The organism is Tropicimonas sp. IMCC34043, assembly GCF_003390845.1.
Classification (GTDB): Bacteria; Pseudomonadota; Alphaproteobacteria; order Rhodobacterales; family Rhodobacteraceae; genus Tropicimonas.
In genome coordinates this window covers 1,385,546-1,411,250 of sequence record NZ_QMEK01000001.1, presented here as the reverse complement: position 1 = coordinate 1,411,250, position 25,705 = coordinate 1,385,546, and the positions used below count along the sequence as shown (strand labels likewise).

Here is a 25,705-nt window from a genome sequence, read left to right as displayed (position 1 = left end):
CGATTGCCGATCAGCAGTGGAAGAAAAACGCGGGGCAGCGCGCTCGATGCCGCAGAACTGCAGGCGGGAAAGTTTCTGCCAGCTGCACGCGAAACAGGAGGAACTGCGCGCTTTCCGATGCTATCGCGGGCGAGCGGCGCGGCCAGGGCGGTCTGGCACCTCTGTGGGCTGGGCGCGCGGTTCGCGCTGCAGAAGAGTGGCACCGCAGCCCGGGATCGGGTTTCAGGTGCGGTTGGGTGAGATGGTCAGGTGAGGGGAGGGCAGAGCGTGAAAAAACGACCCGCAACGCTCGCAGAGGTCTCGAAGGTCGCCGGCGTCTCGCGGATGACCGCCTCGCGTGCGATCAACAATCAGCCCGGTGTTTCGGCGAAGACGCGCGAGGACATCCTGCGCATTGCCGACGAAATGGGCTATGTCGTCAATCCGCTGGCGCAAAAACTGTCGACGGGGCGCACCCGGATCATTGGCGTGGTGGTGCAGCTTCACACGCCCTTCGCGGCCGATCTGGTGTTGGGCATTGGCAGCACGGCGCGGAATGCCGGCTACGAGATGCTGGCCTATTCGCTGCCCGCCGACGACAGCGCCCCTCCCGGCAAAGTCGTCAGCCTGCTGCAGCAGATCACCGACGGGGTGATCGCGATCCTGCCCTACACGTCCGAGTATCTCGATACGCTGGCCGGTGCCGCGGTGCCGGTGGTCACGGTCGATACCCAGACCGATGATTCGCCTTATCCTTCGGTGATCTCGGACAGCTATCAGGGCGGGCTGCTGGCGGTTCGGCATCTGGCCGAGCTTGGCCACCATCGGATCGGCTTCATTACCGGCAACATGCGGTTAAGCTCGGCCCGCGCCCGGCTGCAGGCCTGTCGCGACAGCGTCGCGCAGATGTCGCTCGATCCCGATCCATGGCTGGTCACCGAGGGCAACTTTGCCCAGAGGGGCGGATTCGATGCGGCCAACCAGTTGCTGGCGCTGCCGCAAAGGCCGACGGCGATCTTTGCCGCAAACGATCTCAGCGCGCTTGGCGCCATGGCGGCGATCCGCGAGGCCGGGCTGCAAGTGCCGCAGGATATCTCGGTCGTCGGTTTCGACGACATTCCGCTGGCCCATCAGATGCATCCGCCACTGACGACGGTTCGGCAGCCCCTGCAGGAGATGGGGCGCTCGGCGGTCAACATGCTGCTGCCACTGATCCTCGGGCTCGATCTGCCAAGCCGGCAGACCGTGCTGCCGAACGAGCTGGTGGTACGGGGGTCGACGGCCCGGCTGGGCGGATCGGGCCGGCGCGGCTGAGCCGGCGCAGCTTCGGCGCCTCGACATGGCCAGCGAAGCCAAAGCGCAGGGCCGACAGCCGCTTGTCGCCGAAGGTGCGCCCGGACACCGGCATTGCGCGGCCTGAGGCGATCCTCTAGGCCATATGTATGCGGATATCCCGGCCGATGGGCGCAACAAGGTCGAAGTTGCATGAGTAAGGCATTGGAAAAACACACGGGGCAGGTGCTGTTCTATCACCTGACGCGCCAACCCCTTGAGGCGACCCTGCACCTGCTGCTCGACCGGTCGCTGCAACGCGGCTGGCGTGTCATGGTGCGCAGCAGCGACGCGGCGCGGCTTGACTGGCTCGACCAGAAGCTGTGGCTCGGGCCCGAGGAAGAGTTCCTGCCTCACGGGCTGGAGGGCGGGCCGCACGATGAGGACCAGCCCGTGCTGCTCGGCACCCTGGGCGAGGCGGGCGAAGCGCCTCCACCGAACGGCGCGGCCTGCCTCATCGCGATCGACGGAGCCGCCGTCGCGGCCGCCGAGGCCGCGCGCCTTGAACGTGTCTGCATCCTTTTCGACGGCCACGATCCGGCCGCGGTCCAGCACGCCCGCGGCCAGTGGAAAGCGCTGACCGGCGCCGGGGTATCGGCGCAATACTGGTCCGAGGATGCGGGCCGCTGGCAGATGAAGGCCGAATCCTGACGCATTGAGGCGAACTTGCGGGCTTTTGACGGCCCGGGGTGCTCGCGCCCTGCGCGAAATTGCGCAGGCTTTGCAGGGACGTTCCACCAATGAACCATGGCCGCTCGCCCCGTCACTGCGGCGGGCGCAGCATCGGTTCAGGAGGATACGATATGAAATCAGTTCTTTCGCTCGCAGGCCTTGCCGCTTTTCTGTCGACGCTTGCGGCATCGTCCGCCAGCGCCACCACCGTGACCCAGACCGTCGGCGATGCCGATTGCTTCGGGCTGGGCGCGGGGGCCAGCGAATGCGCCGCTGGCGCCTTTGCGACGATCCCGAGCTTTGACAACTCCAGCCCGGGCGATCCGGCCGGCACCGATGTCCTCGGCACGCTCGGCACGGTCACGCTCGCCTTCGGCCCGCTCGATCTTGGCGGGCTGACGGCCACCTCGGCCAGTGTCGAGATCCGCGTGGCGGGCATCGACATCTACATCGAGCCCTCGGGTGGCGGCGATGCCAACGTCGGGGCGACATTCGCCCTGAACGGCACCCTGATCGGCACCTATCACGAGCCGGTGGTGATCGGCAGCACGATCAACCAGCGTGCGATCACGACACTGACCTTTTCGATCGACCTGGGCGATCTGAACTTCGGCTCCGGCAATGTGTTGGCGATCTCGCCTGAAAGCGACTTTGGCCTCGCCCAGTACGAGTCCTATGCGATCGACTATGCGAGCCTGACGGTCGTGACCGCCGACACGACCGCGCCAGTCCCGCTTCCGGCCTCGGCCCCGCTGCTTGGCGCGGCCGCCCTGGCCCTTGCCGTCGCCGCCGCGCGCCGCCGCGCCCGTCGCTGATCCATCAGACCAAAGGAGATTGCCATGAAAACGACTCTTGCCGTGCTGACGCTGGCCTGCGGGCTTGCCGCCCCCGCGGTTCAGGCCCAGGAAATGTACATCGGCCAGATATTCATGACCGGGGCCAACTTCTGCCCGCGCCTCACGGCCGAAGCCAACGGTCAGATCCTGCCGATCGCCGAAAACCAGGCGTTGTTCTCGCTCGTCGGCACCATGTATGGCGGCGACGGGCGCACGACCTTCGCGCTGCCGGACCTGCGCGGCCGGATCGCGATGCACAGCGGTCAGGGCCCCGGCCTTGGGCCGGTCACTCAGGGACAGGCGGGCGGCAGAACCAGCCAGACACTCGCCGTGGCGCAGATGCCGGCCCACAGCCACGGCGCCAAGGGCACGCCAAGCGGGGTGCCGACGCCCGGCAACTCGCCCAGCCCGGCTGGTGGCCTTCCGGCGTTGACGCCAACGGCCCCGGCCTATGCCACGCCGGGCGGCACGGTTGTCGACATGGCGCCGGGTTCGGTTGCGGTCACGGTCGACAATGCCGGTGGCGGCCAGCCCTTTGACATCACGAACCCCTACCTCGGGCTCAAGTTCTGCGTGGTCCTGCAAGGGATCTATCCGTCGCGCAGCTGACGAAGGGCTGCAGGCGTCGGGCGGCAGATGGCGCCCGACGCTAGCGCGTCAGAACCATCCGCCCGTTGCCGAAGCTGACCTGCGAGAACCGGTTGAGATAACCCATCCCCAGCAGCGAGCCCGGCATGTCGCCGCCACTGACCAGTGCCGGAACGTTGCGGTCGACAATGCCGCCGCCGAGCGACACCTCGTTCACGCGCACAAAGGCCGTCCGCACCGGCCCGTTTGCGGTATTGGCCATGCCGCCAAAGGGCAGCCCATCGAGGTCTATCCCGGCCCGGCTCGCATCCTCGCGCGACAGCACCATGTCCGAGGCGCCGGTGTCGACGATGAACTGGACCGGGGTGCCGTTGATCCCGAGCACCATGTGATAATGGCCGTCGCGGCCCATGGGCACCTCGATCCGGCCCTGTTCGGCATAGACCGACTGGCGCGGCATCACCGTGTTGCTCACGTCGTCCCACAGCCCGTAGGCCACAATCACGCCGACAAAGATCAGCGCCCAAAGCCCGGCATGCCGCAGGCTGCGGCCAAGATCGCGGCGCTGCGCCAGAAAGAAATAGCTGCCTATCAGAACGACAAGCAGGCTCAGATAGATGAACGAGGCGGTCTGGTCGGCGGTCATCGGCGTATTCTCAGGCTCTCCTGCGGGCCAAACCGCGCCCGGAACGGCGGCCGGTGCGGCTTCTGTCTGGAACATGTAGGGCTGGAGGTCCGCTCTCGCCAGTGCCCGGGCGTCTCATGGCGGGCATTTTGGCCGGAGCGGAGCCGGTCGTAGCCGCAAGACGTTACGACCCGGGAGGCGTCTCTTGGGGGGCCATTCGGTCGGCATCTGGCCGGAAGGCCTGCCTTGGCGCAGACGAGGCGCCAGCCCGTGACCCGCGACTGCCTAGAGCGCCATCAACCCGGCGCCGCGCAACCCATCGAGCACGAACTGCACCGAAAGTGCGGCCAGCAACATGCCAAGCAGCCGTGTCGCCACCACCGTGCCGGTTCGCCCCAGCACCCGTTCCAGCAGCCCCGAGGCCCGGTAGAGCGCCGCGACCACGCCCAGAACCAGCGTCATCGCCACGAAAACGCCGATCTGCTGGTCCAGACCCCGGCTCTGACCGACCAGCAGGATCATCGTGGTGATGGCACCCGGCCCCGCGATCAGCGGGATTGCCAGCGGAAAGACCGATGGGTCGGCCCGTGTCTCTTCGCCCGCCTGCTGGTCGCGCCGCTGGGTGCGGCGTTCGAACAGCATGTCGAGGGCGGTCAGAAACAGAAGTATGCCGCCCGCGATCCGGAACGCCGGGAACGAGATCCCGACGAAGTTCAGAACCGCCTCACCGGCCAGACCGAACAGCGTCAGGATGCCGAAGGCCAGCACGCAGGCGCGCAACCCGATGGCATGCCGCTCGGACTGCGTGTTGTCCTGCGTCAGCGCCAGAAACAGCGGCGCCATCCCGATCGGGTCGATGATCACGAACAGCGTGACGAAGGCACTGATGATGAATGTCAGATCCATGGTGCAGGGTAAGGCGTGCGGTTCAGCTGGCCCGCGCCGCCTCCAGTTTCTCCTCGGCCGCAATCCACAGCGCCTCGGCCCGCCCGAGCGCCTCCATCACTTCGGCATATTTCGCCTGCCAGATGTCCAGCTTGCCGCGGTTCTCGTCTTCATAGATCGCGGGGTCGGCCAGTTTCGTGGCAAGCGTGCCGCGCATCGCTTCCAGCTTTTCCATCCGTTGCTCGCATTTCCGAACCTCTGTCCGAAGATCCTGAATCTCGGATTGCGAGGCACGTTTTGGCGCGGGCGCCGCAGGCTTGGCCGGGCCGTCGCCGCGGTCTTTTTCCAGCAGCAGCTTGCGATAGCCTTCCAGATCGTCCTCGAACGGCTTCACCTGCCCGCCCGAGACCAGCCACAGCCGGTCGGCGACAAGGCTCAGCAGGTGCATGTCGTGGCTGACGAGGATCACCGCGCCGGAATAATCGGTCAGCGCCTCGACCAGAGCCTCGCGGCTCTCGATGTCGAGGTGGTTGGTCGGTTCGTCGAGGATCAGCAGATGCGGCGCGTCGTTGGTGGCCAGCATCAGGCTCAGCCGCGCCTTCTGGCCGCCCGACAGTCGCGCCACAATCGTCTCGGCCTGCTCGGCCCCGATCCCGAAGCCGCCAAGCCGTGCCCGCAGCTTTGACGGCGTCTCGTCCGGCCGCAACCGGCGGATGTGATCGAGAGGGGTCTCGTCGATGAACAACTCGTCGACCTGATGCTGGGCGAAATAGCCGACGCGCAGCTTGTTGGCCCGGGTGATCCGGCCCTTCTGCACCTCGAGCCGTCCGGCCAGAAACTTCGACAGCGTCGACTTGCCCTCGCCGTTGCGGCCAAGCAGCGCGATACGGTCGTCCTGGTCGATCCTGAGGTTCAGCCGCGACAACACTGTGGTTTCGCCATAGCCGATCGCGGCGCCCTCGGTCGCGATGATCGGCGGGCTCAGTTCCTCTGGCACCGGGAAGGTGAAGCGGCGCAGCGCTGCCTCTTGCGGGGTGCTGATCGGCTTCAGCCGTTCGATCATCTTCAGCCGCGATTGCGCCTGCTTGGCCTTGCTCGCCTTGTAGCGGAAACGATCCACGTAGCTTTGCAGGTGCGCGCGCCGGGTCTCCTGCTTTCGCGACTCGGCGTCGGCCGAGGCAAGCCGCGCCGCGCGCGTCTCGGCGAAAGTGTCATAGCCGCCGGAATAGAGCGTCAGCTTGCGATCCTCGAGATGCAGGATCGCGCCGACCGACCGGTTCAGCAGCGCCCGGTCGTGGCTGACGATCAGCACGGTGTGCGGATAGCGGGTGAGGTAGGTTTCGAGCCAGAGCGCGCCCTCGAGGTCGAGGTAGTTCGTCGGTTCGTCAAGCAGCAGCAGGTCGGGCTCGGCAAACAGCACGCCCGCTAGCGCCACCCGCATCCGCCAGCCGCCCGAGAACGCCGAGCAGGGCAGGGACTGCTGGTCGGGTTCAAAGCCAAGGCCACGCAGGATCGAACTGGCCCGCGCCTCGGCCGACCAGGCGTCGATGTCGTTCAGCCGGGTATGGATATCGGCAATCCGGTGCGGGTCGTGCGCGGTCTCGGACTCGGCCATCAGTGCAGCGCGTTCGACATCGGCCGCAAGAACCGTGTCCAGCAGCGAGACCTCGTTGCCGGGGACCTCCTGCGCCACGCCGCCGATCTTGGCGCCACGCGGCACTTCGATCGAACCGGTTTCGAGCGCGAGCTCGCCGCGGATCAGCCGGAACAGCGTGGTCTTGCCGGTGCCATTTCGCCCGACCACGCCGACCTTGTGGCCGGTCGGAATGACCGCCGAGGTGTGATCGAGCAGGAGGCGGCCGTCGACCGAATAGGAGATATCATTGAGCTTCAGCATGGGCTGGCACTGCCCGAGGTGAGGCGGACTGTCAACGGCGGCCGTGACGTTCTCGGCCATCCCGCCTTGCCGGGCGAACCGATCCGGGGCGCGGGACCCCGCAGCGGCGCTGCCGCCGCCGCGCGGGCGGCGGCGGCAGACCCCGATCAGACGGTCCGTGCCGGTCGCCCCAGCATCGCCCGCAGCACGGCACGCGCTGCTTCGGGCGGCCGCTGCTCGATCCGGCGATAGATCCGGCCGTCGCGGCTGCGGGTGACAAGCTTGTGGTCGACCAGCGACCGGCGCAGCAGCACATGGTCACCGAATCCGTCGGCAGCGCGCAGGATCGCGTTGACCTCGGGCTCGGTCATCTCGCAGCCCGCGGGCAGGCGGTGCCACAGGACCCACAGGCACAGCGCCTGAACCTGGGTCTGGGCCGGCCAGCGGCGCATGCGGCCCTCGGCGTCGAATACGCGCAGCGCCTTTTCCGCCGGACCGTCGAGCGCCGGCGCGGCCGGTGTGCGTGCCTTCAGAAGCTGATAGTTGCGATGCCCGGCCGAAGCGGCGATCAGCCCCAGCATTTCGAGATGTCCGGGAAGCTGGCCAAGACGTTCCAGCCCGGCCCGCAGGTTTCGGGAAAACGCCGAAACATCGGCGATATAAAGAGGCATGTCTTCACGTGCCATGGGAGGTATCCTCACCCTGCCGCGCGCCTGTCCGTCGTTCGCAATCCGAAGCCCGGAGGAGGGTCGCCCTTGTCACCGGCGCGCGTGGAGAAGTTCCTCATGCGCAAACGTCGACCAGAAGGCAGGTTTAGCATGGTACATGACCGGCGACGCCTGGGTGAACTGCGGACCCTGCGGGATGTCTAGCGTCAGATCGCGGGGCGGTAAACCCCGGCTTGCTCTTTCCCCGCCGAAGATCCCGTGTTAGGGCGGCGCCGGATTTGCGCGGCTGGCAAAGGGCCGGTCGCGGACAGAACAAGAGGCACCAAACATGGCCATCGAACGCACGCTTTCCATCATCAAGCCCGACGCCACCAAGCGCAACCTGACCGGCAAGATCAACGCCAAGTTCGAGGATGCGGGCCTGCGCATCATCGCGCAAAAGCGGATCCACCTGACCAAGGCCCAGGCCGGCGAGTTCTATGCCGTCCACAAGGAACGGCCGTTCTTCGACGAACTGACAACCTTCATGGCCTCGGAGCCCGTGGTCGTGCAGGTGCTGGAAGGTGAGGGCGCGATTGCCAAGAACCGCGAAGTGATGGGCGCGACCAACCCCGCCGATGCGGCGCCGGGCACGATCCGCGCCGAATTCGCCGAGTCGGTGGGTGAGAACTCGGTCCACGGGTCGGACGCACCGGAGACTGCAGCGGTCGAGATCGCGTTCTACTTCTCGGGCCTCGAACTGGTCGGCTGAAGACTGCGCCAGGTCTTCGGCGACGGCGTGATTCCAGCCCTTCGTCGGTGGCCAGCCGCGCCACGATAGAGACAAGAGCGCCGCCCCGGGATCCCCGCGGCGGCGCTGCTTTTTGGCGCTCAGCGGCGCAGGCCGGTGCCGATCTGGTCGAGCTGGCGTTCTATTCCGCTCAGGCCGGTGCCCTTGACCGCGGCCACGATGACGTCGAACCGACGGCGCAGCGCTTCCTTTTCGGCCCCGTGGCAGTCGTTCCAGGGACGGCCCTGCAACCCCATTTCGATCACGTAATAACCGATGAAATGCGGCTGCCCTCCGGTTTCGAGCAGCCGGCGATAGACGGCGTCGGTGCCAAGCGCGCGCACCTCTTCGGCCGAGCCGATGCCGGCGCGGCGACAGGCGGCCTCCATGGCCGGACCGAGGTTTCGGATCGAGGATACGGGAGTCGACATGGCGCAGAGGCTAGCCGCCTGCAGCGCTTGCGCAAGCCCCGGCTTCAGATGCTGGCGTAATCGGTGATGCTGGGCGGACGCCGTTTGGGCTCGCCATGCGGAGGCTGCTTCTTTTTCGGGTTGGATTGCGGCTGCTGCTTTTGAGCCTTGTCGCTGACGCGGGATTTCACGGGCTGGGTTTGCTGGTCACGCATTTCACTGGCCTTGGTTGATCGACTTTTTTTGGCGGGGGCCTCGACTCGGGCCCGGATGCTCGTTGTAACTACAATGACAACCGCAGCGCGCAGGAAGTTGACAGCAAAAAGGATGTGATGTCGGGAAATTCCGCGGCTGGACGCCAAAAATGCAACGATCACAGTCGTGTCAACGCTCGGTCGAGCGGGTTTCTGTCGCCACCAGACGGTGGCCGATCCAGCGAAACACCAGCGACATGCCAAGGATCACCAGCACGATCCGCGCCACGTGCATGGTCGAGACATAGGCAACGTCCTGGCCCATGGTCAGGGCAAGCAGGCTCATCTCGGTCAATCCGCCGGGCGAGAAGGCAAGCACCCCCTGGCTGAGCGGCGTTCCGGTCAGCGGGCCGAGCAGGGCCGCGAACAGCAAGGTCACGCACAGAAGGACCAGCGTCGCCCCAAACCCCAGCGCCATGTCGCGCCGCATCCGCCGGGCGTCGAGCCCGACAAAGCGACAGCCGAGGATCGTGCCGATGGTGATCTGGCTTGCCACCACGAAAATCGTCGGCGGCGGTACGGTGATGACCTCGGTCATGTGGGCCGCGGCGCTCAGCACCATGGGGCCGAACAGCTGCGGCGCGGGCAGGCGCAGCCTGCGGCCGAGCACGACGCCGGCAAGTCCCGATGCCGTCAGGACCGCATAGTCGAAAAGCGTCAGATCTGAGAGGCCGATCCAGGCGCCCGGGCCGCCCGCCGAGCGGATGTTCAGCCCCAGCGCAAAGCTGAAAACGACAGCCGACACGACCAGAAACACCCGCAGCGCATGGGCCAGCGCGATCCGCGTCTCGTCGCCACCGGCGGCCGTGCCCAGAATGATCATCTCGTTAAGCCCGCCCGGGGCTGCGCAGAAGAACGCATCGACCGGTTTGTATCCGCCCACATAGCGGTAAAAGGCAAAGCCCGTCGCCGTGGCCGTCACCAGAAATGCCGGCAGCAACAGCAACGTGCCGGTCCATTCGCTCGCATGGCCGAGGAGTCCGGGGTGAAAGCCCGAGCCAAGCATGACCCCGATCACCGGGATCACCGCCGGGCGCAGGCTGTTCGGGCCAAAGACAGGGGCGCCCATGATCGCGGCGAGGCAGCATCCCAGCATCGGCCCCAGCATCCATGGGAGCGGCATGGAGATCCGCGACGCCAGAAGCCCCGAGGCGATGCCGATTGCGGCCGCCAGCAGGGTCATCAGCGCCCGGGACGTCGGAGGGAAACGCAGGGTCATGCAAGAGTCATCCTCCCTGCGCTTTGCCATGTTAGCCGCCGGTATGCAAGCGTATACAAAGAATCACGCCAGCCGCGTGGCTTACCCCGCGGCGGCGGCCAGCAGTGCTGCGTTGCCTCCCGAGGCGGTGGTGTCGATGCAGAGATGACGTTCGATGTGAAACACCGCCGGGTCGCTGGCAGAGCTCAGCAGCGGCAGGATCGGCCCCGACCGCGCCGCCAGTGCCTGGCGATAGGCGCGCGCAGTCTCGGCACGGCCGCACCACAGCACAGCGGCAAGGCCCTCGGGCATCCCGCGCAGCGCTTCGGGTGCCAGCGCGCCCTCGACTGCAACCGACATGCCACCCGCACGTCGAACCGCGGCAACCTGCTCGGCCACCGCCTCGGCGCCCGGGCCAAGGCACAGAACCGGGCCGCGCGCCCGGGTGATCAGGCCGTTCGATTCCCCCGTCGGCCCCGGCATCTCCTCGCGCGCCAGCACCGGGTTGGCATCGGCGGACCGAAGCGCCTCGCGCAGCGCGGACTCGACCGCGGGGGGATCGGCGGGCGTGGTCCAGTCCAGGGCCTCGGCAACCGGCCCGTCACCGGTGAAGCGGGGCAGATAGGCAGGCCCCCCGGCCTTGGGGCCGGTGCCCGACAGGCCCTCGCCGCCGAAAGGCTGGCTTCCCACCACGGCGCCGATCTGGTTGCGGTTAACATAGATGTTGCCGGCCGCAACCCGTTCGACCACGGTCTGCACCCGGTCGTCGATGCGGCTGTGCAGCCCGAAGGTCAGGCCAAAGCCAGTGGCGTTGATGCGCGCGACCACCTGTTCCAGATCCGCCGCCCGGAAGGTCGCGACATGCAGGACGGGGCCGAAGACCTCGCGTTGCAGATCGCCGATCCCCGTCACCCGGATGACCGCAGGGCCGCAGAACAACCCGGATTCAGGGGCGTCGAGGCGGTGCAGCAACCGGCCCTCGGCCGCGGCCTTTGCCACATGCGCCTCGATCGCAGATTGCGCCTCGGCGTCGATCACCGGGCCGATGTCGGTGGACAGATCCCAGGGATTGCCAAGCTGCAGTTCGTCCATCGCGCCTTCCAGCATCTTCAACATGCCTTCGGCGACATCCTCCTGGAGATAGAGGCAACGCAGCGCCGAACAGCGCTGACCCGCGCTTTGAAACGCCGAGGCGATAACGTCGCGCACCGCCTGTTCGGGCAGCGCGGTGCTGTCAACGATCATGGCGTTCAGCCCGCCGGTTTCCGCGATCAGCGGCGCGGCGGGGTCGAGGTGATCGGCCATCGCGCGATGGATCGCCTGTGCGGTGTCGGTGCCGCCGGTAAAGCAGACCCCGGCGATGCGCGGATCCGAGGTCAGCGCCGCACCGACCGTCTCGCCCCGCCCGGGCAAAAGCTGCAGCGCCTCGCGCGGCACGCCGGCCTCGTGCAACAGCCGGACGGCAGTGGCGGCGATCAGCGGCGTCTGTTCGGCGGGCTTTGCGATCACCCCGTTGCCGGCCGCAAGCGCCGCGGCGATCTGGCCGGTGAAAATGGCAAGCGGGAAGTTCCAGGGCGAAATGCAGGCGAATACCCCGCGCGCCGGCCGGTCGAGCCTGTCGATGCGGGCCGCGTAATAGCGCAGGAAATCCACCGCCTCGCGCAGCTCGCCCACCGCGTCGGGCAGCGACTTGCCAGCCTCGCGCGCGGCAAGTGCAAAGAACCGACCGAAGTTCTGCTCGTACAGATCCGCGGCGCGGCGCAGCACTGCGGCGCGGTCCTCCGGGCTCGCCTGCCAGGGGGCGGCAGCCGACAGGGCTGTCGCGATCTGGTCCGGCGTCGCCTCGGCCACATGCCCGACGATATCGCCCGGATCGGCCGGGTTGACGACGGCAACGCCGCCCACAGTCGCCTCGGCACCCGCAAGGATCGCGCCCGCGTGGAACTGTGCGGTGCGGAACGGCGCGCGCGCCGCCTCGATCTCGGCGCTGTCCTCGGCATCGGCCAGGTCCCAGCCGCGGGAGTTCTGCCGCGCCGCCCCAAACAGCGCCGACGCGGGCTTCACCGGCGTTGGCCGTTGCAGCGCTGTGGCGGCTTCGTCGAACGGGTCGCGGGCGACCTTTGCGGCCGGATAGGATTTGTCGACGATCTGATGCACGAACGAACTGTTGGCGCCATTCTCCAGCAGCCGCCGCACCAGATAGGCCAGCAGGTCGCGATGGGCGCCGACCGGGGCATAGATCCGGCAGCGGGTACGGTTCTGGTCCATGACGATCTGGTGCAGCCGTTCGCCCATGCCGTGCAGGCGCTGGAATTCAAAGGCCGCAACCGAGGGCGCCATATGCAGGATTGCCGCCGCCGAATGGGCATTGTGGGTGGCGAACTGCGGATAGATCGCGTCCGAGGCCAGCAGCAGCTGGCGGGCGCAGGAGATATAGCTCGCATCGGTCATCGACTTGCGGGTGAAGACGGGGAAACCGTCCAGCCCCATGACCTGCGCGCGCTTGATCTCGGCATCCCAATAGGCGCCTTTGACCAGCCGAACGGTAAAACGGCGGCCAAGCCGATGCGCCAGCGCCACCAGCCAGTCAATCGTCGCGGCCGCGCGTGGGCCATAGGCCTGCACCACGGTCCCGAAGCCGTCCCAACCCGCAAGCTTGGGGTCGGCGGCAACGGCCGCGAAGACATCGAGTGTCAGTTCCAGCCGGTCGGCTTCCTCGGCGTCGATGGTCAGGCCCATGCCGGCCTTTGCACAGGCGCGCGCCAGTTCCAGCACCCGCGGCACCAGTTCGTCCATGACCCGCGCGCGTTGGGCAACCTCGAACCGGGGGTGGATCGCGGAAAGCTTGACCGAGATGCCGGGGTTGGCGCGGATGTCCCGGCCCTTGCAGCGGGTCGCGATGGCGGCAATCGCGCGCACATAGTCCTGATGATAGCGCAGCGCATCGGCCCCGGTGCGCGCGGCTTCGCCCAGCATGTCATAGGAATAGCTGTAGCCCTGCGCCTCGCGTTTTTCCGCGCGCTTCAATGCTGCCTCGATTGTCTCGCCCAGCACGAACTGGTTGCCCATCTCGCGCATGGCGCGGGCGACGGCGGCGCGAATCACCGGCTCGCCGAGCCGCCTGACCGCGCCGCGCAGCACGCCCGCCACCCCCGGATGGTCGCTGTCGAGCACCTTGCCGGTCAGCATCAAGGCCCAGGTCGAGGCGTTGACCATCATCGAGGCCGACTTGCGCATGTGCAGCCCCCAGTCCGAGGGCGCGATCTTGTCCTCGATCAGCGCGTCGATGGTGGGCGCATCGGGCACCCGCAGCAGCGCTTCTGCAAGGCACATCAAGGCGATGCCTTCCGAGGTCGAAAGCCCGTATTCGGCCAGAAACAGCTCCATCATTCCGGGATCGTCCGAGGCGCGGATCGCCTCGACGAGCGCTGTGGCGCTTGTCACGATGGCAGCGCGGTCGGCGTCGCTCAGCGCCGCGCGCTCCTTCAGGCGGGGCAGCCAGTCGGCCTCGGCTTCGGTGGACAGGCGGCGTGGATCGAGACGGGCAGGAGCAGGACGGTCGGACATCTGGGGTTCCATCGCGGGGCAGGGGGAGAATGGCTCATTCTAATCCGTCAGCCCCAGGCAGTTCGCCCTTCTTTTGCCGATTGCCAGGCCATAGGATCGAATTTCGATGACTTCTCAGGAAAGGCGCCCGCGATGCCCCCGAACCGCAGCGATCTGGACCCTTTCGACAGGGCGATTCTGAACCTGCTGGCGGGCGATGGCCGGATGCCGGTCACCGAGCTTGCCCGCCGCATCGGCCTGTCGAAGTCCCCGACCCAGGCGCGGTTGAAGCGGCTGGAGGCAGAGGGCGTCATCACCGGCTATCGCGCGCTGCTCGACCCGATCAAGCTCGGGCTCGCCCATGTCGCCTTTGTCGAGGTCAGGCTGACCGACACCCGCGAGGCCGCGCTCTCCGCGTTCAACCGCGCGGTGCAGGCGGTTGCCGAGGTCGAATCCTGCCACATGATCGCCGGCAGCTTCGACTATCTGCTCAAGGTGCGCACCGCCGATATCCAGAGCTACCGTCGGGTCCTGGCCGAACGGCTTTCGGCGCTGCCGCATGTGGGCGCAACCTCGACCTATGTCGCGATGCAGGCAGTCAAGGACGAGGCGTTCTGAGGGGATGCGCGTTCAATGGCCCGCACAGCGGCGCAGGATCGGATCGATCCTGTCCTCGATCTCGCGCAGACCGATCCCGTCGCTGGCGCTGTCGGGAAGGAAAAACACCAGCCCGTGGGAATGCTCGATCGTCCCTTTTCGGTACCATCCGGCCGGCGGTGTCCCATAGACCTGCACATCGATCCGCCAGCCGTCGCCCGTCATCTGGGATAGGGTGCGAACCGGCAGCCGCCCGAGCCGCTGTTCGACGCAGTCATGGGTCGCGGTCGCGGCGCGGGATGTCACCTGCATGGGCGTATCGGTCTTGTCGCCGGAACATGCGGCAAGTGCGAGGGCGAGGGGGAGGTATAGGTACAGGAGCGTTTTCATGGCGCCGAGGCTACGCCGTTAAGACTCTGTTAGCATCGATTTTCCGGGAGAAAGGTTAACGCGCATAGCGCCTTGACCGGAGGGTTGCGGGGCCGGAGGGATCCATCCCTCGCTCGCGGTTTCGGAGCGGTGTGGCCCAGGGTGTCGCCGGCGCCGATGCGGCAATCTCTTTCCGCGGGCGATGCCCGGACCGGGTGCAGTCATCGACCCCGACGATTCGCGCCTGCTCGCTGCGGCGCGCCGGTTCGCCGGAGGTTTGCGATACGGAATGGGAAGCCATCAAGTCCGGATCGTCGTCGCAAGACGAGGACGAAGACCGGATTGGTGATCGCTGAGAGGGGGCCGCGGCGGGAAGTTCGACCCATGGCGGGCAGGAGCGGCGCGATGCAGGCCAGATCCGCAGCGTTGGCACTGCAAGGCCCGCGCCGAGACCTTTTTCGACAAAGTGGTCGAGACTGCGCAAGGGCAAGGGTTGCACGGCCCCAACACTCGGACGCCGCACGGTCAGCGTGTTGAGACGCAATCGCAACAGCCGCGACGGCAGCGGCGTGTCTTGTCGGTTGGAGCGCAGGAACCAGCCACGCGATCAGCTCAAAAAAACCCAAAAGCCCCCGTCCAGACCAGACGGAGCCCCACAAACAAACGCTGATACGTGAAAACAATACTAGACAATGCACACGGCCGCAGCCGTGTCCCATTGCGCTCTTCGTGCCCAGGACCGGTGAGGTCCCAGAGGTTGGCTCAGCCGTTCCAGGTCCGCGTATCGCCGCAGTCCATGTGAACGAAATTCGAACCGCGATAGGTGCCCACTCCGCCGGCCTGGCAGGATTGCGCCGCTTTCGCCATCTGATAGATCGTCCTGCTGCTCATGCGCAGATCGCCGGCCTGACCCTTCATGTGCAACGAATTCTTGGCAACGCCACCCGATCGCGCCCGCAGCATCGCATTGGTCTGCGGCGAGCGGTAGCCAGACAGCAGCATGTAGGGTTCGCTGGTATCCATCAGGTTGTGCGAAGCCGCCATGATGTCCAGGGTGCGGAAATCGATGGTCTTGACTTCGTTGCGGCGCCAGTCGCGGAAGAACAGGTCGATCTCCTTCTTGGCGTCCTTGATGTAGTTGCCTTCGATCCAGTAGATCGTGTCGAGTGACTCGCCGGTACGACCGTTGTACATCTTGAGGCGCCGGATATCGCCGCCTCCCCGCAGGAAGCCCGCGGCATTGCTAAAGGTAGGGGCGGCCGCAACCGCCGTTGCGGCGAAAGCACGTAGAATGCCACGCCGAGAGAGACCCCTAAGGGTCGCCGAAACTTCTGTCATCGGTTCTTGCCTGTCCCGTTGCTCTTTTCACGTCCGCTTTTTTCTTTGCGGTCTTTTTTACACCTCATCCCCAGGTGCAGAATCTTGATGCCACAAAATGTTCCACCGTCCAAGACTTCTGTTCCCACAACCTATGCGGATAACCGGAAATAGGCAGAAACCTGCTGAAAAAGCGTTAAACGCGCAACGGTAACACCCCCGGTGGCACCGCAAGCGAAGCGATGTTTCGGGGCCACACAGCCAGATTTGGTAACCTTCTCGGGCCATAACCGCATGGACTTGCCCGGTCCCGGCGTGGGATCGATCATAGGGTATGGGCATCGAGGATTTGGCTATGTCGACCACGGATTTCCGCCGGCTCCGGCCGCAGCGCGTCGCGACGGGGCTTCTTGCGACCCTCCTGATCTGGTTGTTCGCATGGCTGGCGCCGGTGCATGCCCAAGGAATTGCCTTCAAACAGGCGGTCGCAGAGGCCGCGCAGGGCGATCAGGCCATCGCCACATTTTACGCTGGGCGGGACTACAAACCGTTGTTCACCGGCCGCGGCGACGGCAAGCGCCGCGCCGCGCTGCTGACGGCGCTCGACAATGCAGGCGCTCAGGGTCTGCCCGCCAGCCGCTATGATGCGGCAGCGCTTCAGACGGCCCTCAAGTCGGCGACGAGCGAACGCGCGCTTGGCCAGGCCGAGGTGCTCGCGGCCAAGATGTTCCTGCAATATGCGCATGACGTTCAGTCCGGCATGCTCAATCCGCGTTCCGTCGACAGCGGCATCGTCCGCACGCTGCCGCGACGCGACCCGCTGCAGCAGTTGCAGGCGTTCTCCAAGTCCTCGCCGGCCGGTTTCCTGCGCGCGTTGCCGCCGGCAACCCCGCAATATGCGAGCCTGATGGCCGAGAAGCAGCGGCTTGAAAAGGTGCTTGGCCGGGGCGGCTGGGGTCCGCAGGTCAGTGCCAAGTCGCTGACCGTCGGTCAGTCGGGCGCGCAGGTCGTCGCATTGCGCAATCGTCTGATCGCCATGGAATATCTCAGGCGCAGCGCGTCCTCGACCTATGACGGGGCGCTGCAGAAGGCAGTCCAGCAATTCCAGAGCGACCACGGGCTCAGCACTGACGGTGTCGCCGGGCCCGACACGCTGAAAGCGGTCAACATCCAGCCAGAAGACCGGCTCGGCCAGATTCTGGTCGGGATGGAGCGCGAACGCTGGCTCAACATGCCGCTTGGCCGCCGCCATATCCTGGTCAATATCCCCGACTACACGGCACGGGTGATCGACAACGGCAAGGAGACCTTCGTGACCCGCGCCGTCGTCGGCTCCAATAGTGCCGACCGCCGCACGCCGGAATTCTCGGACCTGATGGAGTTCATGATCATCAACCCGAGCTGGAATGTGCCGCGGTCTATCACGATCAAGGAATACCTGCCGCAGTTGCAGAAGAACCCCAACGCCGCCAGCCAGCTGCAGCTTGTCGATTCGAACGGTCGCCGGGTCAGCCGCGCCAGCGTGAACTTCTCGCAGTACACCGCCGCCACCTTCCCCTACCGGCTGCAGGAGCCGCCCTCCGACGGCAACGCGCTCGGTCAGGTGAAGTTCATGTTCCCGAACCCCTACAACATCTATCTCCATGATACGCCGTCCAAAAGCCTGTTCGCCCGTGACCGTCGCGACTTCAGCCACGGGTGTGTGCGACTGAGCGATCCTTTCGGCTTTGCCTATGTCCTGCTGGCGCCGCAGACCTCGGACCCCAAGGCCCTGTTCCAGAGCAAGCTGGACGGTGGCAAGGAATCCCGCATCAACATCACGCCGCCGGTGCCGGTGCACCTGATCTATCGCACCGCCTGGGCGGTGCCGAAGCAGCGGATGAATTATCGCGACGACGTCTATGGCCGCGACGCCAGGCTTTGGACCGCGATGCAGAAGGCCGGGGTTTCCTTGCGCGCCGCCGAGGGCTAAGTCTCGCGCCCGAACATGCCACGGGCTGGGAGAGGGCGGATCATGGGTCACAGCATTGCCGAGATTGCCGAGGCACTGGGCGCGACGGCGGCGGGGAATACGGCGCTCGTTGTCACCGGTGCCGCCGAACCGGGCGACGCCGGGCCCGACGCGCTCGCCATCGCAATGGCGCCACGCTATGCCGAGGCGCTGACAAAAGGGGCCGCGCGGGCGGCGATCCTCTGGGCGGATGCCGATTGGCAGGCGCTGGGGCTCGAGGCGGCGATCCTCGTCGGGCGGCCGCGCTATGCGCTGTCGGGTCTCACCCGGCTGCTCGACCAGGGCCTCGATCTGCCCGAGGGCATTCATCCCACGGCCGTTCTCGATCCTTCCGCCACGGTCGGGCCAGGCGCTGCGATCGGGCCCTATGCGGTAATTGCGCGCGGGGTTCAGATCGGCCGCAACGCAAGGATCGGCCCCCATGTCAGCATCGCCGCCGGCGCCCGCCTGGGTGACGACGCGCTGATCCACGCCGGGGTTCGGATATGCGCCAACGCGAAGATCGGCGACCGGTTCACGGCCCAGCCGGGCGCGGTCGTCGGTGGCGACGGGTTTTCCTTTGTCACGCCCGAGGCGTCGGGCATGGAACAGGCCCGCGGAACCATGCGCGACGAGGTCGCAGCGACCGCTCACAACTGGGTCAAGATCCACTCGCTCGGCGGGGTCGAGATCGGCGACGATGTCGAGATCGGCTCGAATTCTGCAATCGATGCCGGCACGATCCGCGCCACCCGCATCGGCAGCGGCACCAAGATCGACAATCTGGTGACCATTGCGCATAATGTCGTCGCGGGGCGCGATTGCCTGTTCTGCGGTCAGGCCGGTGTCGCGGGATCGACCGTGATCGGCGACCGGGTGGTTATGGCTGGCCAGTCGGGTCTTGTCGACAATATCACCATCGGCAGCGACGTGGTGATCTCGGCCGGCACCAAGGTTCTTTCGAACGTGCCGGCGGGGCGGGTCATGATGGGCTATCCCGCCACCAGGATGTCGACGCAGGTCGAAAGCTACAAGGCGCTGCGCCGACTGCCGCGGCTGATCCGCGAGGTCGAGAAGTTGCGAAATCTGCTTTCCAAGGCAGACCTCAAGGACTAAATGAGCCGAACATCAAGATCGGGAGAACTGACAGCATGACCGAGAGCGTCAGGGACAGGGTGATCACTATTATCGCCGAGCAGGCCGTGCTGGAGCCAGGCGACGTGAAGATGGAATCGACGCTGGAAGACCTCGGGATCGACAGCCTCGGTCTGGTCGAAAGCATCTTCGCGATCGAGGAGGCCTTCGATATCCAGGTGCCGTTCAATGCCAACGAGCCCGAGAACAGCGAGTTCGACATTTCCTCGGTCGCTGCCATCGTTGATGCGGTCTCGTCGCTGGTCGCAGAACAGACCCACTCGTGAGACGCGTAGTCATTACCGGGCAGGGGTCGATCAATTCGATCGGCGCCTCGGCGGCCGAGACATGGGAGGCCATGCGCGAGGGCCGCTGTGGCATCGGACCGCTGGATCTGCGCGATGTCGAGCGGCTGTCGATCCAGATCGGCGGTCAGGTTCGCGGCTATGATCCCGAAGCGGTGTTCAACCGCCAGCAGATCTCGCTTTATGACCGCTTCACGCAGTTCACGCTGCTGTCCGCGCGCGAAGCGATCGCCCAGTCCGGGCTCAGCTTTGTGGGCGATCTTGCGGCGCGCTCGGGGGTGGTTCTGGGCAACTCGGGCGGCGGCATGAACACGCTCGACGAGAATTATCGCTCGGTCTACGAGGAGGGAAAGAACCGCGTTCATCCCTTTGTGGTGCCAAAGCTGATGAACAACGCCGCGGCGAGCCATGTCTCGATGGAATTCAACCTCAAGGGACCGACCTTCACGGTCGCCACCGCCTGCGCCTCGTCGAACCATGCGATGGGGCTCGCGTTCCAGTTCATCCGCGCCGGCATGGCCGAGGCGATGATCACCGGCGGTTCGGAATCCATGCTCTGTTTCGGCGGGGTCAAGGCCTGGGAAGGGCTGCGGGTGATGTCCAAGGACGCCTGCCGTCCGTTCTCGGCCAACCGCAACGGCATGGTCCAGGGTGAGGGGGCCGCGATCTTCGTCTTCGAGGAATATGAACATGCCCGCGCCCGTGGCGCCGACATCATTGCCGAGGTGATCGGCTTTGCCATGACCTCGGATGCCTCGGACATCGTGATGCCCTCGAAACAGGGTGCCGCGCGGGCCATTGCCGAGGCGCTGAAGGATGCCGGCCTCAACCCCGAGGAGGTCGGCTATATCAACGCCCATGGCACCGGGACGGCCGCCAACGACAAGACCGAATGTGCCGCCGTGGCCGATGCCTTCGGCCATCACGCCGACAATCTGATGATTTCGTCGACCAAATCGATGCACGGCCACCTGATCGGCGGCACCGGCGCGGTCGAGCTGCTGGCCTGCACGCTGGCCCTGCGGCAGGGCGTGATCGCCCCCACCATCGGTTATGAAGAACCGGACCCGGAATGCGCGCTCGACGTGGTTCCGAATGTGGCGCGCGAGGTGCGGGTCGAGGTGGTGTTGTCGAACGCCTTCGCCTTCGGCGGCCTCAACGCGGTGCTGGCGTTGCGCCGGGTCTGAGGCGCGAGCCGGGCGGGCACATCGAAGCTCTGGCCCCGGTGTCCGGTTCGCCCCGTCGTTCCGTTCCGGAAACGCATAACGCCGCCCCGAAGGGCGGCGTTCGCTTTTATCGTCCCAAGCCTCGGTCGGCGTCAGTTGCCGGTCGCCTGCTTGGCGGCCGCGGCCTCTTGCGCCACCTTGGAATAGGCAGCGTTCAGTTCGGTCAGGGTATCGAACCCCGAGGTGACACCGGCCAGCGAAATTGCCAGGTCCACTTTCTGGTCCGGCGCCGCCAGCGGCACGATCTGCAGTTTGCCCTGGTTGCCGCGCTTGATGGCGTCAAGTTCGGCATTGGTCACCGCGACGCGCGAGACGCAGCCACGCGGCGTGCAGAACGAGAACGGATATTTCGCCGCCTGGCCGCCGTCGATCGAAAATGCGACCTGTTCGGTCAGCAGAGTGTCGAGCGGGGTGACAATGGTCAGACCGGCGACCAGTTGCGGGTTGCCGGGGATGTTGACGATCTCCATCGTCGCGACCGGCGAGCCATTGTCGTCGCGCAGCACCTGATGCAGCGTGCAGGGATCTGCGTCCAGATCGGTGTGGACGCAGTGGATCTCCCAATCGCCCGAGACATCCTTGACATAGGGTTTGCCAAGATCGCTTTCGGCTGGCGCCTCGGCCGGGGCGGTGGCGGGCGCGGCCGGCGGTGGCGTCGTCGCCGTCTCCTGTGCCAATGCGGGGGCGGCCGCCAGCATCGCTGCCAGCGCCAGAATGGAAAGGGGGTTGGTCAGGTGTGTCGTCATTTTCTGATCGCTTCACGGCTTTTGTTGCTCTGGCTGCGCGTGTACCACGCGAGCCGTCAGGTGTCAGTGAAGAAACGGGCGATATCATCACCATTTGGCGATATCGTCGGCGCCTACCTGGCGCGCGGGCACTGGCGGAAAGCTGTTCAAGCGGCACGGATACGGCGAAAAAAGGGCCCGAAGGGACCCTTTTCTGTGGGGTGACCCCACGGCGCTTGTGCGCCTTATCTTGACTCCCTGTCGGACGGGCCGACTTGACGCGTCAAAAGCTATGTCCAAGACACATTTCCGTCAACTCACATTTGGCCATCCTTTGCATTTTCTTTATCCAGATCGGGGGTATCCGGGAACAAGCCAATCCAGACTGCTTTCCCTTGGGGCGAGCCAGCGGCGGGGCTGGAAAAAGCCGGCGCGGCGGCTAGGATCGCGCGATAGAGGACGCGCAGGGGCAGGAGACGGCAATGGACGGGATCTTCGTTGGGGGCGGTGGCGCGGCATATGGCGCGGCGCAGAACATCCTGTTGCGACTGGGCAATCGGCACGGCCTGATCGCGGGCGCGACCGGCACCGGTAAGACCGTGACCCTGCAGATCCTGGCCGAGGGGTTTTCGGCCGCGGGGGTGCCGGTGTTCCTGTCCGACGTGAAGGGCGATCTGGCAGGGCTTAGCCTGCCGGGCGACCCGCAGGCCAAGACCCATGCGAGCTTTACCGAGCGCGCAACGAAGATCGGTCTGACCGACTATGCCTATCGGTCGTTCCCCGTCACCTTCTGGGACATCTTCGGACAGCAGGGCCATCCGGTGCGCACCACGCTGGCCGAGATGGGACCATTGCTGCTGGCGCGGTTGCTCGACCTGTCCGAGGCGCAGGAAGGGATCCTGAACATCGCCTTCCGTATCGCGGACGAGGAGGGCTGGCCGCTTCTCGATCTTCCCGACCTGCGCTCGCTGCTGGTCTGGCTCGGCGAGAACCGCAAGGCGCTGGAGCTGCGTTATGGCGCGATCTCGACCGCCTCGGTCGGTGCGATCCAGCGTCGTCTGCTGGTGCTGGAGGGCGAGGGCGGGGCGAGCTTTTTCGGGGAACCGGCGCTGGCGCTTTCCGATCTGATGCTGACCGATGCCGAGGGCCGCGGCCGGATCAGCATCCTTGCCGCCGACCGGCTGATGACGGCGCCCCGGCTCTATGCGACGTTCCTGCTGTGGCTGCTGAGCGAGCTGTTCGAGACCCTGCCCGAGGTCGGCGACCCCGAAAAGCCCTGCCTCGTGCTGTTCTTCGACGAGGCGCATCTGTTGTTCGAGGACGCCCCTAAGGCGCTGGTCGACAAGGTCGAACAGGTCGCGCGGCTGATCCGCTCGAAGGGCGTCGGGGTCTATTTCGTCACCCAGAACCCGGATGACGTGCCGGGCGACATCCTCGGCCAGCTTGGCAACCGGGTGCAGCACGCGCTGCGCGCCTTTACCGCGCAGGACCGCCGGGCGCTGAAGCAGGCGGCCGAGACCTATCGCGACAACCCCGCCTTTGACATCGAAGCAGCGATTCGCGAGGTCGGCACCGGCGAGGCGGTGACCTCGTTCCTGGAACCGAAGGGCGCGCCGGGGGTGGCCGAACGCACCCTGATCCGCCCGCCTTCCAGCCGGCTTGGCGCAATCGATGTCGGTTCGCGGGCCGTACTGGTCGCCGGATCGCCGCTGGCCGGCAAGTACGACACGGCCATCGACCGCGAAAGCGCGCACGAGATCCTGACAGCCCGCGCCGCCACGGCCGCGGCCGAGGCCGAACGCCACGAGGCGGCCGAGCAGGATGCGCCGCCCGCCGACCGCGAATACCGCGCCGGCCGGCGCTATACCGGAACCCGTGTCGAACAATCGACCGCCAAGCCCGTCAGCCGGCGCAGCGGTTCGCGCAGCGACAGCACGGCCGAGGCCTTTGCCAAATCCTTTGCCCGTCAGGTCGGCACGCAGGCGGGCAGGGCGGTGGTGCGCGGTATCATGGGCGGGCTGTTCCGGGGCAAATAGCGCCCCGGATCGTTCAGAGCGGGCGGATCTTCAGCCGGGTCAGGCGGTTGTCTTCGCGCGCCACCACCTCGAACCGGAAACCGTGGAACGAGAACACCTGGCCCGCGGTCGGGATGGTCTGGGCCTCGTGGATCACCAGACCCGCGATGGTGTTGGCTTCGTCGTCGGGCAACTGCCAGTCTGTCGCGCGGTTCAGGTCGCGGATCGTCATCGCCCCGTCGATCAGATAGTCGCCGCTCTCGCTCCGCCGCAGCGGGTGTGCGGCGTCGAGGTCGAATTCGTCGGTGATCTCGCCGACGATCTCCTCGAGGATGTCCTCGAGCGTGATCAGCCCCTCGAGCACACCGTATTCGTCGACGACCAGCGCGAAATGCGTGTGCCGGCGCAGGAACTCGCGCATCTGATCGTCGAGCGTCGTGGTCTCGGGGACGAAATAGGGTTCCTTGGCAATCTCCATGATCTTCAGGTTGCCAAGCGCGCTCGCGCTGTCGCCGGGTTCGCGCAGAAGCTTGTCGACCTCGCGCAGCAAGTCCTTGGCATGCACCACGCCGACGATGTTTTCCTGCTCGCCCTGGTACACCGGAAGCCTTGTGAAGGACGAGGCCAGCAACTGGCTGAAGATCGCCTGCGGGTCGGCATCGGCGTCGACCATCTCGATCTGGCTGCGGTGCAACATGATCTCTTCGACCATACGCTCGCTCAGATCGAGCGCGCCAAGCAGCCGGTCGCGGTCTTCCTTCTCGACCACGCCTTCGGAATGGCCGATCTGCAGCGCGCCGACGATCTCTTCCCTGACGCTCAGCATGGAATCGGGATCGACGTTCATGCCGAAGATCCGCAGCACCGTGCGCACGATCAGCCGCACCGCGGCGACCAGCGGCGACAGCACCACGATCACCGGGCCGATCAGCGGTGCGGTCCGGGTCGCCGCTCTTTCCGGGTCGATGATCGAATAGGTCTTGGGCAGTACCTCGGAGAACACCAGCACCAGCACCGTCATTACGAGCGTCGCCAGCGCCACGCCGCTGTCGCCAAAGGCGCGGGTAAAGATGGCGGTGGCCAGCGACGTCGCCAGGATGTTGGTCAGGTTGTTGCCAAGCAGGATGCCGCCGATCAGGCGTTCGTTGTCCTCCTTGAGGTCAAGGGCGGCCTGAGCGCCCTGGTTTCCCTTGTCGGCCATGCTGCGCAGCTTGCCGCGCGAGGCGGCGGTCAGGGCGGTTTCGGTCCCCGAAAAGAAGGCAGAAAAGACCAGCAGACACAGGATGGCTGCCGCGGTTAACCAGAAGGTGATGTCAAGAAGGGGGGAGGCGCTGTCCATGGCCCGGCTCGTTAGGGAATTTCCCTGACCTTATGAGCGGTAGGGCGCGAGGCCGCAAGCGTCGGGGTGTCCCGGGAGCCGCGGAAGCCCGCACTCCCGCGCGCCCGGCCCGTACGCGCAGGCAGCGGATCAGCCCCGCAGTGCACTGTCCCACAACAGCCGGTCGCCGGCGGCGGCGGCGGCAAAACGGGCGCAGACGGCGTTCCAGCGCGGGCTTGCCGTCGGGTCGGCCCCGAGTCGCCATTCCAGGGCTGCGTCCAGCAGCGTGCCGATGTCATTGCAGGTGGCGCGGTATTCGGGGCTTGCGAACGTTTCGATCCAGCCGGCAAAGGGCGTTTCGGCACCCGCCTCGACAAGGCAGCGGCCGACCTCGGCGCGGGCGAACATGCCGGGCACGATTGCGGCCAGGATATCCGCCAGATCGCCGGTCATCGCCGCCTCCAGCACCGGCTGGCTTGCCGCACAGGTGGCGGGCGCCGCCGCTGCCTCGACCAGATCGTCATCGTCGAGCCCGCAGGCCAGGCAGGCCGCGGCCTGCAGGTCGATCTCGTCCAGAACCAGACCCGAGAGCACGAGAGTCGCGATCTGCATTTCCTCGGCGGATTCGCTGCGCGAGACGGCAATCGCCCAGCCGCGGGCCAGATGCACCAGCCGGTGGTATTCCAGCGCCAGATGGCGGGCAAAGGCGGGCTCGGGCAGGGTACCAAGCGCCAGCTCTTCGAAGAAGGCATGCCCTGTCAGCGCCTGCCACTGCGGTGCCGCCACATCGCGCAGCAATTCGAAACTCTTGCCGAAATCACCCATTCCATATCCCTTTGCCGGGTCTTCTTCGGGGCCTTCTCGCCGACCGCAGCACCGCAACAGGGCTAGCTGGCCGCTGCGGAAAGGACAAGCCCGCGAAGGGAAACATAAGTTGAACATTGGTCCGGTTCAGCGGGGCAAACAATCCGCCACACCCAAACGGGCCGTTGCGCACGGCGGGCGCGGCATCGGCGGCTCGATGGGCGGTGGGATACAAACCCGGACCCGGGGTCAGGCGCCCGAGGGCAA

At 66.3% G+C, this 25,705-nt stretch carries 24 protein-coding genes; 11 read left to right on the top strand and 13 right to left on the bottom strand.

The genetic code is table 11. From position 1 onward, the window contains the following. Positions 1-267 precede the first annotated feature (267 nt). From DQG17_RS06605 to DQG17_RS06590, 4 genes are all read left to right on the top strand, one after another. Positions 268-1,293: a LacI family DNA-binding transcriptional regulator gene (locus DQG17_RS06605; protein WP_116131929.1), complete on the top strand. Its 1,026-nt coding sequence runs from the start codon at positions 268-270 to the stop codon at positions 1,291-1,293. Positions 1,294-1,464: 171 nt separating this feature from the next. Next, entirely contained in the window at positions 1,465-1,962 is a 498-nt protein-coding gene (locus DQG17_RS06600) for a DNA polymerase III subunit chi (protein WP_116131928.1), read from the top strand. Positions 1,963-2,114: 152 nt separating this feature from the next. Beyond that, positions 2,115-2,798, top strand: a complete 684-nt coding sequence (locus DQG17_RS06595; protein ID WP_116131927.1) for a hypothetical protein — start codon at positions 2,115-2,117, stop codon at positions 2,796-2,798. Between the two features lie 24 nt (positions 2,799-2,822). After that, positions 2,823-3,428, top strand: coding sequence for a phage tail protein (locus tag DQG17_RS06590; protein ID WP_116131926.1), 606 nt, complete (start codon positions 2,823-2,825; stop codon positions 3,426-3,428). 40 nt (positions 3,429-3,468) lie between these two features. Here the strand turns inward: DQG17_RS06590 and DQG17_RS06585 are convergent, their stop codons facing one another. The 4 genes from DQG17_RS06585 to DQG17_RS06570 all read right to left on the bottom strand — a co-directional run bounded on the left by DQG17_RS06585 (position 3,469) and on the right by DQG17_RS06570 (position 7,479). Next, positions 3,469-4,053, bottom strand: a complete 585-nt coding sequence (locus tag DQG17_RS06585; protein WP_116131925.1) for a TIGR02281 family clan AA aspartic protease — start codon at positions 4,051-4,053, stop codon at positions 3,469-3,471. 264 nt (positions 4,054-4,317) lie between these two features. Beyond that, positions 4,318-4,938: a MarC family protein gene (locus DQG17_RS06580; protein WP_116131924.1), complete on the bottom strand. Its 621-nt coding sequence runs from the start codon at positions 4,936-4,938 to the stop codon at positions 4,318-4,320. 22 nt (positions 4,939-4,960) lie between these two features. Continuing rightward, positions 4,961-6,814: an ABC-F family ATP-binding cassette domain-containing protein gene (locus DQG17_RS06575; protein ID WP_116132621.1), complete on the bottom strand. Its 1,854-nt coding sequence runs from the start codon at positions 6,812-6,814 to the stop codon at positions 4,961-4,963. A gap of 146 nt (positions 6,815-6,960) precedes the next feature. Next, positions 6,961-7,479, bottom strand: a complete 519-nt coding sequence (locus DQG17_RS06570) for a DUF2087 domain-containing protein (protein WP_116131923.1) — start codon at positions 7,477-7,479, stop codon at positions 6,961-6,963. 310 nt (positions 7,480-7,789) lie between these two features. Here DQG17_RS06570 and ndk point away from each other — a divergent pair, with 310 nt between their 5' ends. Then, a complete protein-coding gene (gene ndk, locus DQG17_RS06565) occupies positions 7,790-8,212 on the top strand; it encodes a nucleoside-diphosphate kinase (RefSeq protein ID WP_116131922.1) in 423 nt (140 codons plus the stop codon). Between the two features lie 119 nt (positions 8,213-8,331). Here the strand turns inward: ndk and DQG17_RS06560 are convergent, their stop codons facing one another. The 4 genes from DQG17_RS06560 to putA form a co-directional block, all read right to left on the bottom strand. Next, positions 8,332-8,661 (bottom strand): TfoX/Sxy family DNA transformation protein, encoded by a 330-nt coding sequence (locus tag DQG17_RS06560; protein WP_116131921.1) that lies wholly within the window; start codon positions 8,659-8,661, stop codon positions 8,332-8,334. Positions 8,662-8,705: 44 nt separating this feature from the next. After that, complete coding sequence (locus tag DQG17_RS21630) at positions 8,706-9,017, bottom strand: hypothetical protein (RefSeq protein WP_157973543.1); 312 nt, start codon at positions 9,015-9,017, stop codon at positions 8,706-8,708. A 7-nt stretch (positions 9,018-9,024) separates the two neighbouring features. Next, complete coding sequence (locus DQG17_RS06555; RefSeq protein WP_232829343.1) at positions 9,025-10,113, bottom strand: AbrB family transcriptional regulator; 1,089 nt, start codon at positions 10,111-10,113, stop codon at positions 9,025-9,027. Positions 10,114-10,194: 81 nt separating this feature from the next. Then, positions 10,195-13,659 carry a bifunctional proline dehydrogenase/L-glutamate gamma-semialdehyde dehydrogenase PutA gene (gene putA / locus DQG17_RS06550; protein WP_116132619.1) on the bottom strand — a complete coding sequence of 1,155 codons (3,465 nt, stop codon included), beginning with the start codon at positions 13,657-13,659 and terminating at the stop codon, positions 10,195-10,197. 132 nt (positions 13,660-13,791) lie between these two features. Here putA and DQG17_RS06545 point away from each other — a divergent pair, with 132 nt between their 5' ends. Next, the gene (locus DQG17_RS06545; protein WP_116131920.1) at positions 13,792-14,256 is read left to right on the top strand and encodes an Lrp/AsnC family transcriptional regulator; all 465 of its coding nucleotides are present in this window, start codon (positions 13,792-13,794) and stop codon (positions 14,254-14,256) included. Positions 14,257-14,268: 12 nt separating this feature from the next. Here the strand turns inward: DQG17_RS06545 and DQG17_RS06540 are convergent, their stop codons facing one another. Beyond that, entirely contained in the window at positions 14,269-14,625 is a 357-nt protein-coding gene (locus tag DQG17_RS06540) for a hypothetical protein (protein ID WP_157973542.1), read from the bottom strand. A gap of 741 nt (positions 14,626-15,366) precedes the next feature. Continuing rightward, a complete protein-coding gene (locus DQG17_RS06535) occupies positions 15,367-15,942 on the bottom strand; it encodes a DUF882 domain-containing protein (RefSeq protein WP_116131918.1) in 576 nt (191 codons plus the stop codon). A 334-nt stretch (positions 15,943-16,276) separates the two neighbouring features. On the opposite strand from DQG17_RS06535, the gene DQG17_RS06530 reads away from it, so the two are divergent. Genes DQG17_RS06530 through DQG17_RS06515 form a run of 4 tightly spaced genes read left to right on the top strand, consistent with a single transcriptional unit; the run spans position 16,277 to position 20,537 of the window. Further along, positions 16,277-17,893: a murein L,D-transpeptidase gene (locus tag DQG17_RS06530; protein ID WP_116131917.1), complete on the top strand. Its 1,617-nt coding sequence runs from the start codon at positions 16,277-16,279 to the stop codon at positions 17,891-17,893. A 42-nt stretch (positions 17,894-17,935) separates the two neighbouring features. Then, a complete protein-coding gene (locus DQG17_RS06525; protein WP_116131916.1) occupies positions 17,936-19,027 on the top strand; it encodes a UDP-3-O-(3-hydroxymyristoyl)glucosamine N-acyltransferase in 1,092 nt (363 codons plus the stop codon). 35 nt (positions 19,028-19,062) lie between these two features. After that, complete coding sequence (locus DQG17_RS06520; RefSeq protein ID WP_116131915.1) at positions 19,063-19,332, top strand: acyl carrier protein; 270 nt, start codon at positions 19,063-19,065, stop codon at positions 19,330-19,332. Further along, complete coding sequence (locus tag DQG17_RS06515) at positions 19,329-20,537, top strand: beta-ketoacyl synthase (protein WP_116131914.1); 1,209 nt, start codon at positions 19,329-19,331, stop codon at positions 20,535-20,537. Before DQG17_RS06520 ends, DQG17_RS06515 begins: the two co-directional genes overlap by 4 nt. A 131-nt stretch (positions 20,538-20,668) precedes the next feature. Here the strand turns inward: DQG17_RS06515 and DQG17_RS06510 are convergent, their stop codons facing one another. Continuing rightward, a complete protein-coding gene (locus DQG17_RS06510; RefSeq protein ID WP_116131913.1) occupies positions 20,669-21,322 on the bottom strand; it encodes an invasion associated locus B family protein in 654 nt (217 codons plus the stop codon). Positions 21,323-21,783: 461 nt separating this feature from the next. Between DQG17_RS06510 and DQG17_RS06505 the strand changes: the two genes are divergently transcribed. After that, positions 21,784-23,337 carry a helicase HerA-like domain-containing protein gene (locus DQG17_RS06505; protein ID WP_116131912.1) on the top strand — a complete coding sequence of 518 codons (1,554 nt, stop codon included), beginning with the start codon at positions 21,784-21,786 and terminating at the stop codon, positions 23,335-23,337. A 13-nt stretch (positions 23,338-23,350) separates the two neighbouring features. Here the strand turns inward: DQG17_RS06505 and DQG17_RS06500 are convergent, their stop codons facing one another. Then, positions 23,351-24,655, bottom strand: coding sequence for an HlyC/CorC family transporter (locus DQG17_RS06500; protein ID WP_116131911.1), 1,305 nt, complete (start codon positions 24,653-24,655; stop codon positions 23,351-23,353). 129 nt (positions 24,656-24,784) lie between these two features. Then, positions 24,785-25,459, bottom strand: a complete 675-nt coding sequence (locus tag DQG17_RS06495; protein WP_157973541.1) for a TenA family protein — start codon at positions 25,457-25,459, stop codon at positions 24,785-24,787. Between the last annotated feature and the right edge of the window lie 246 nt (positions 25,460-25,705).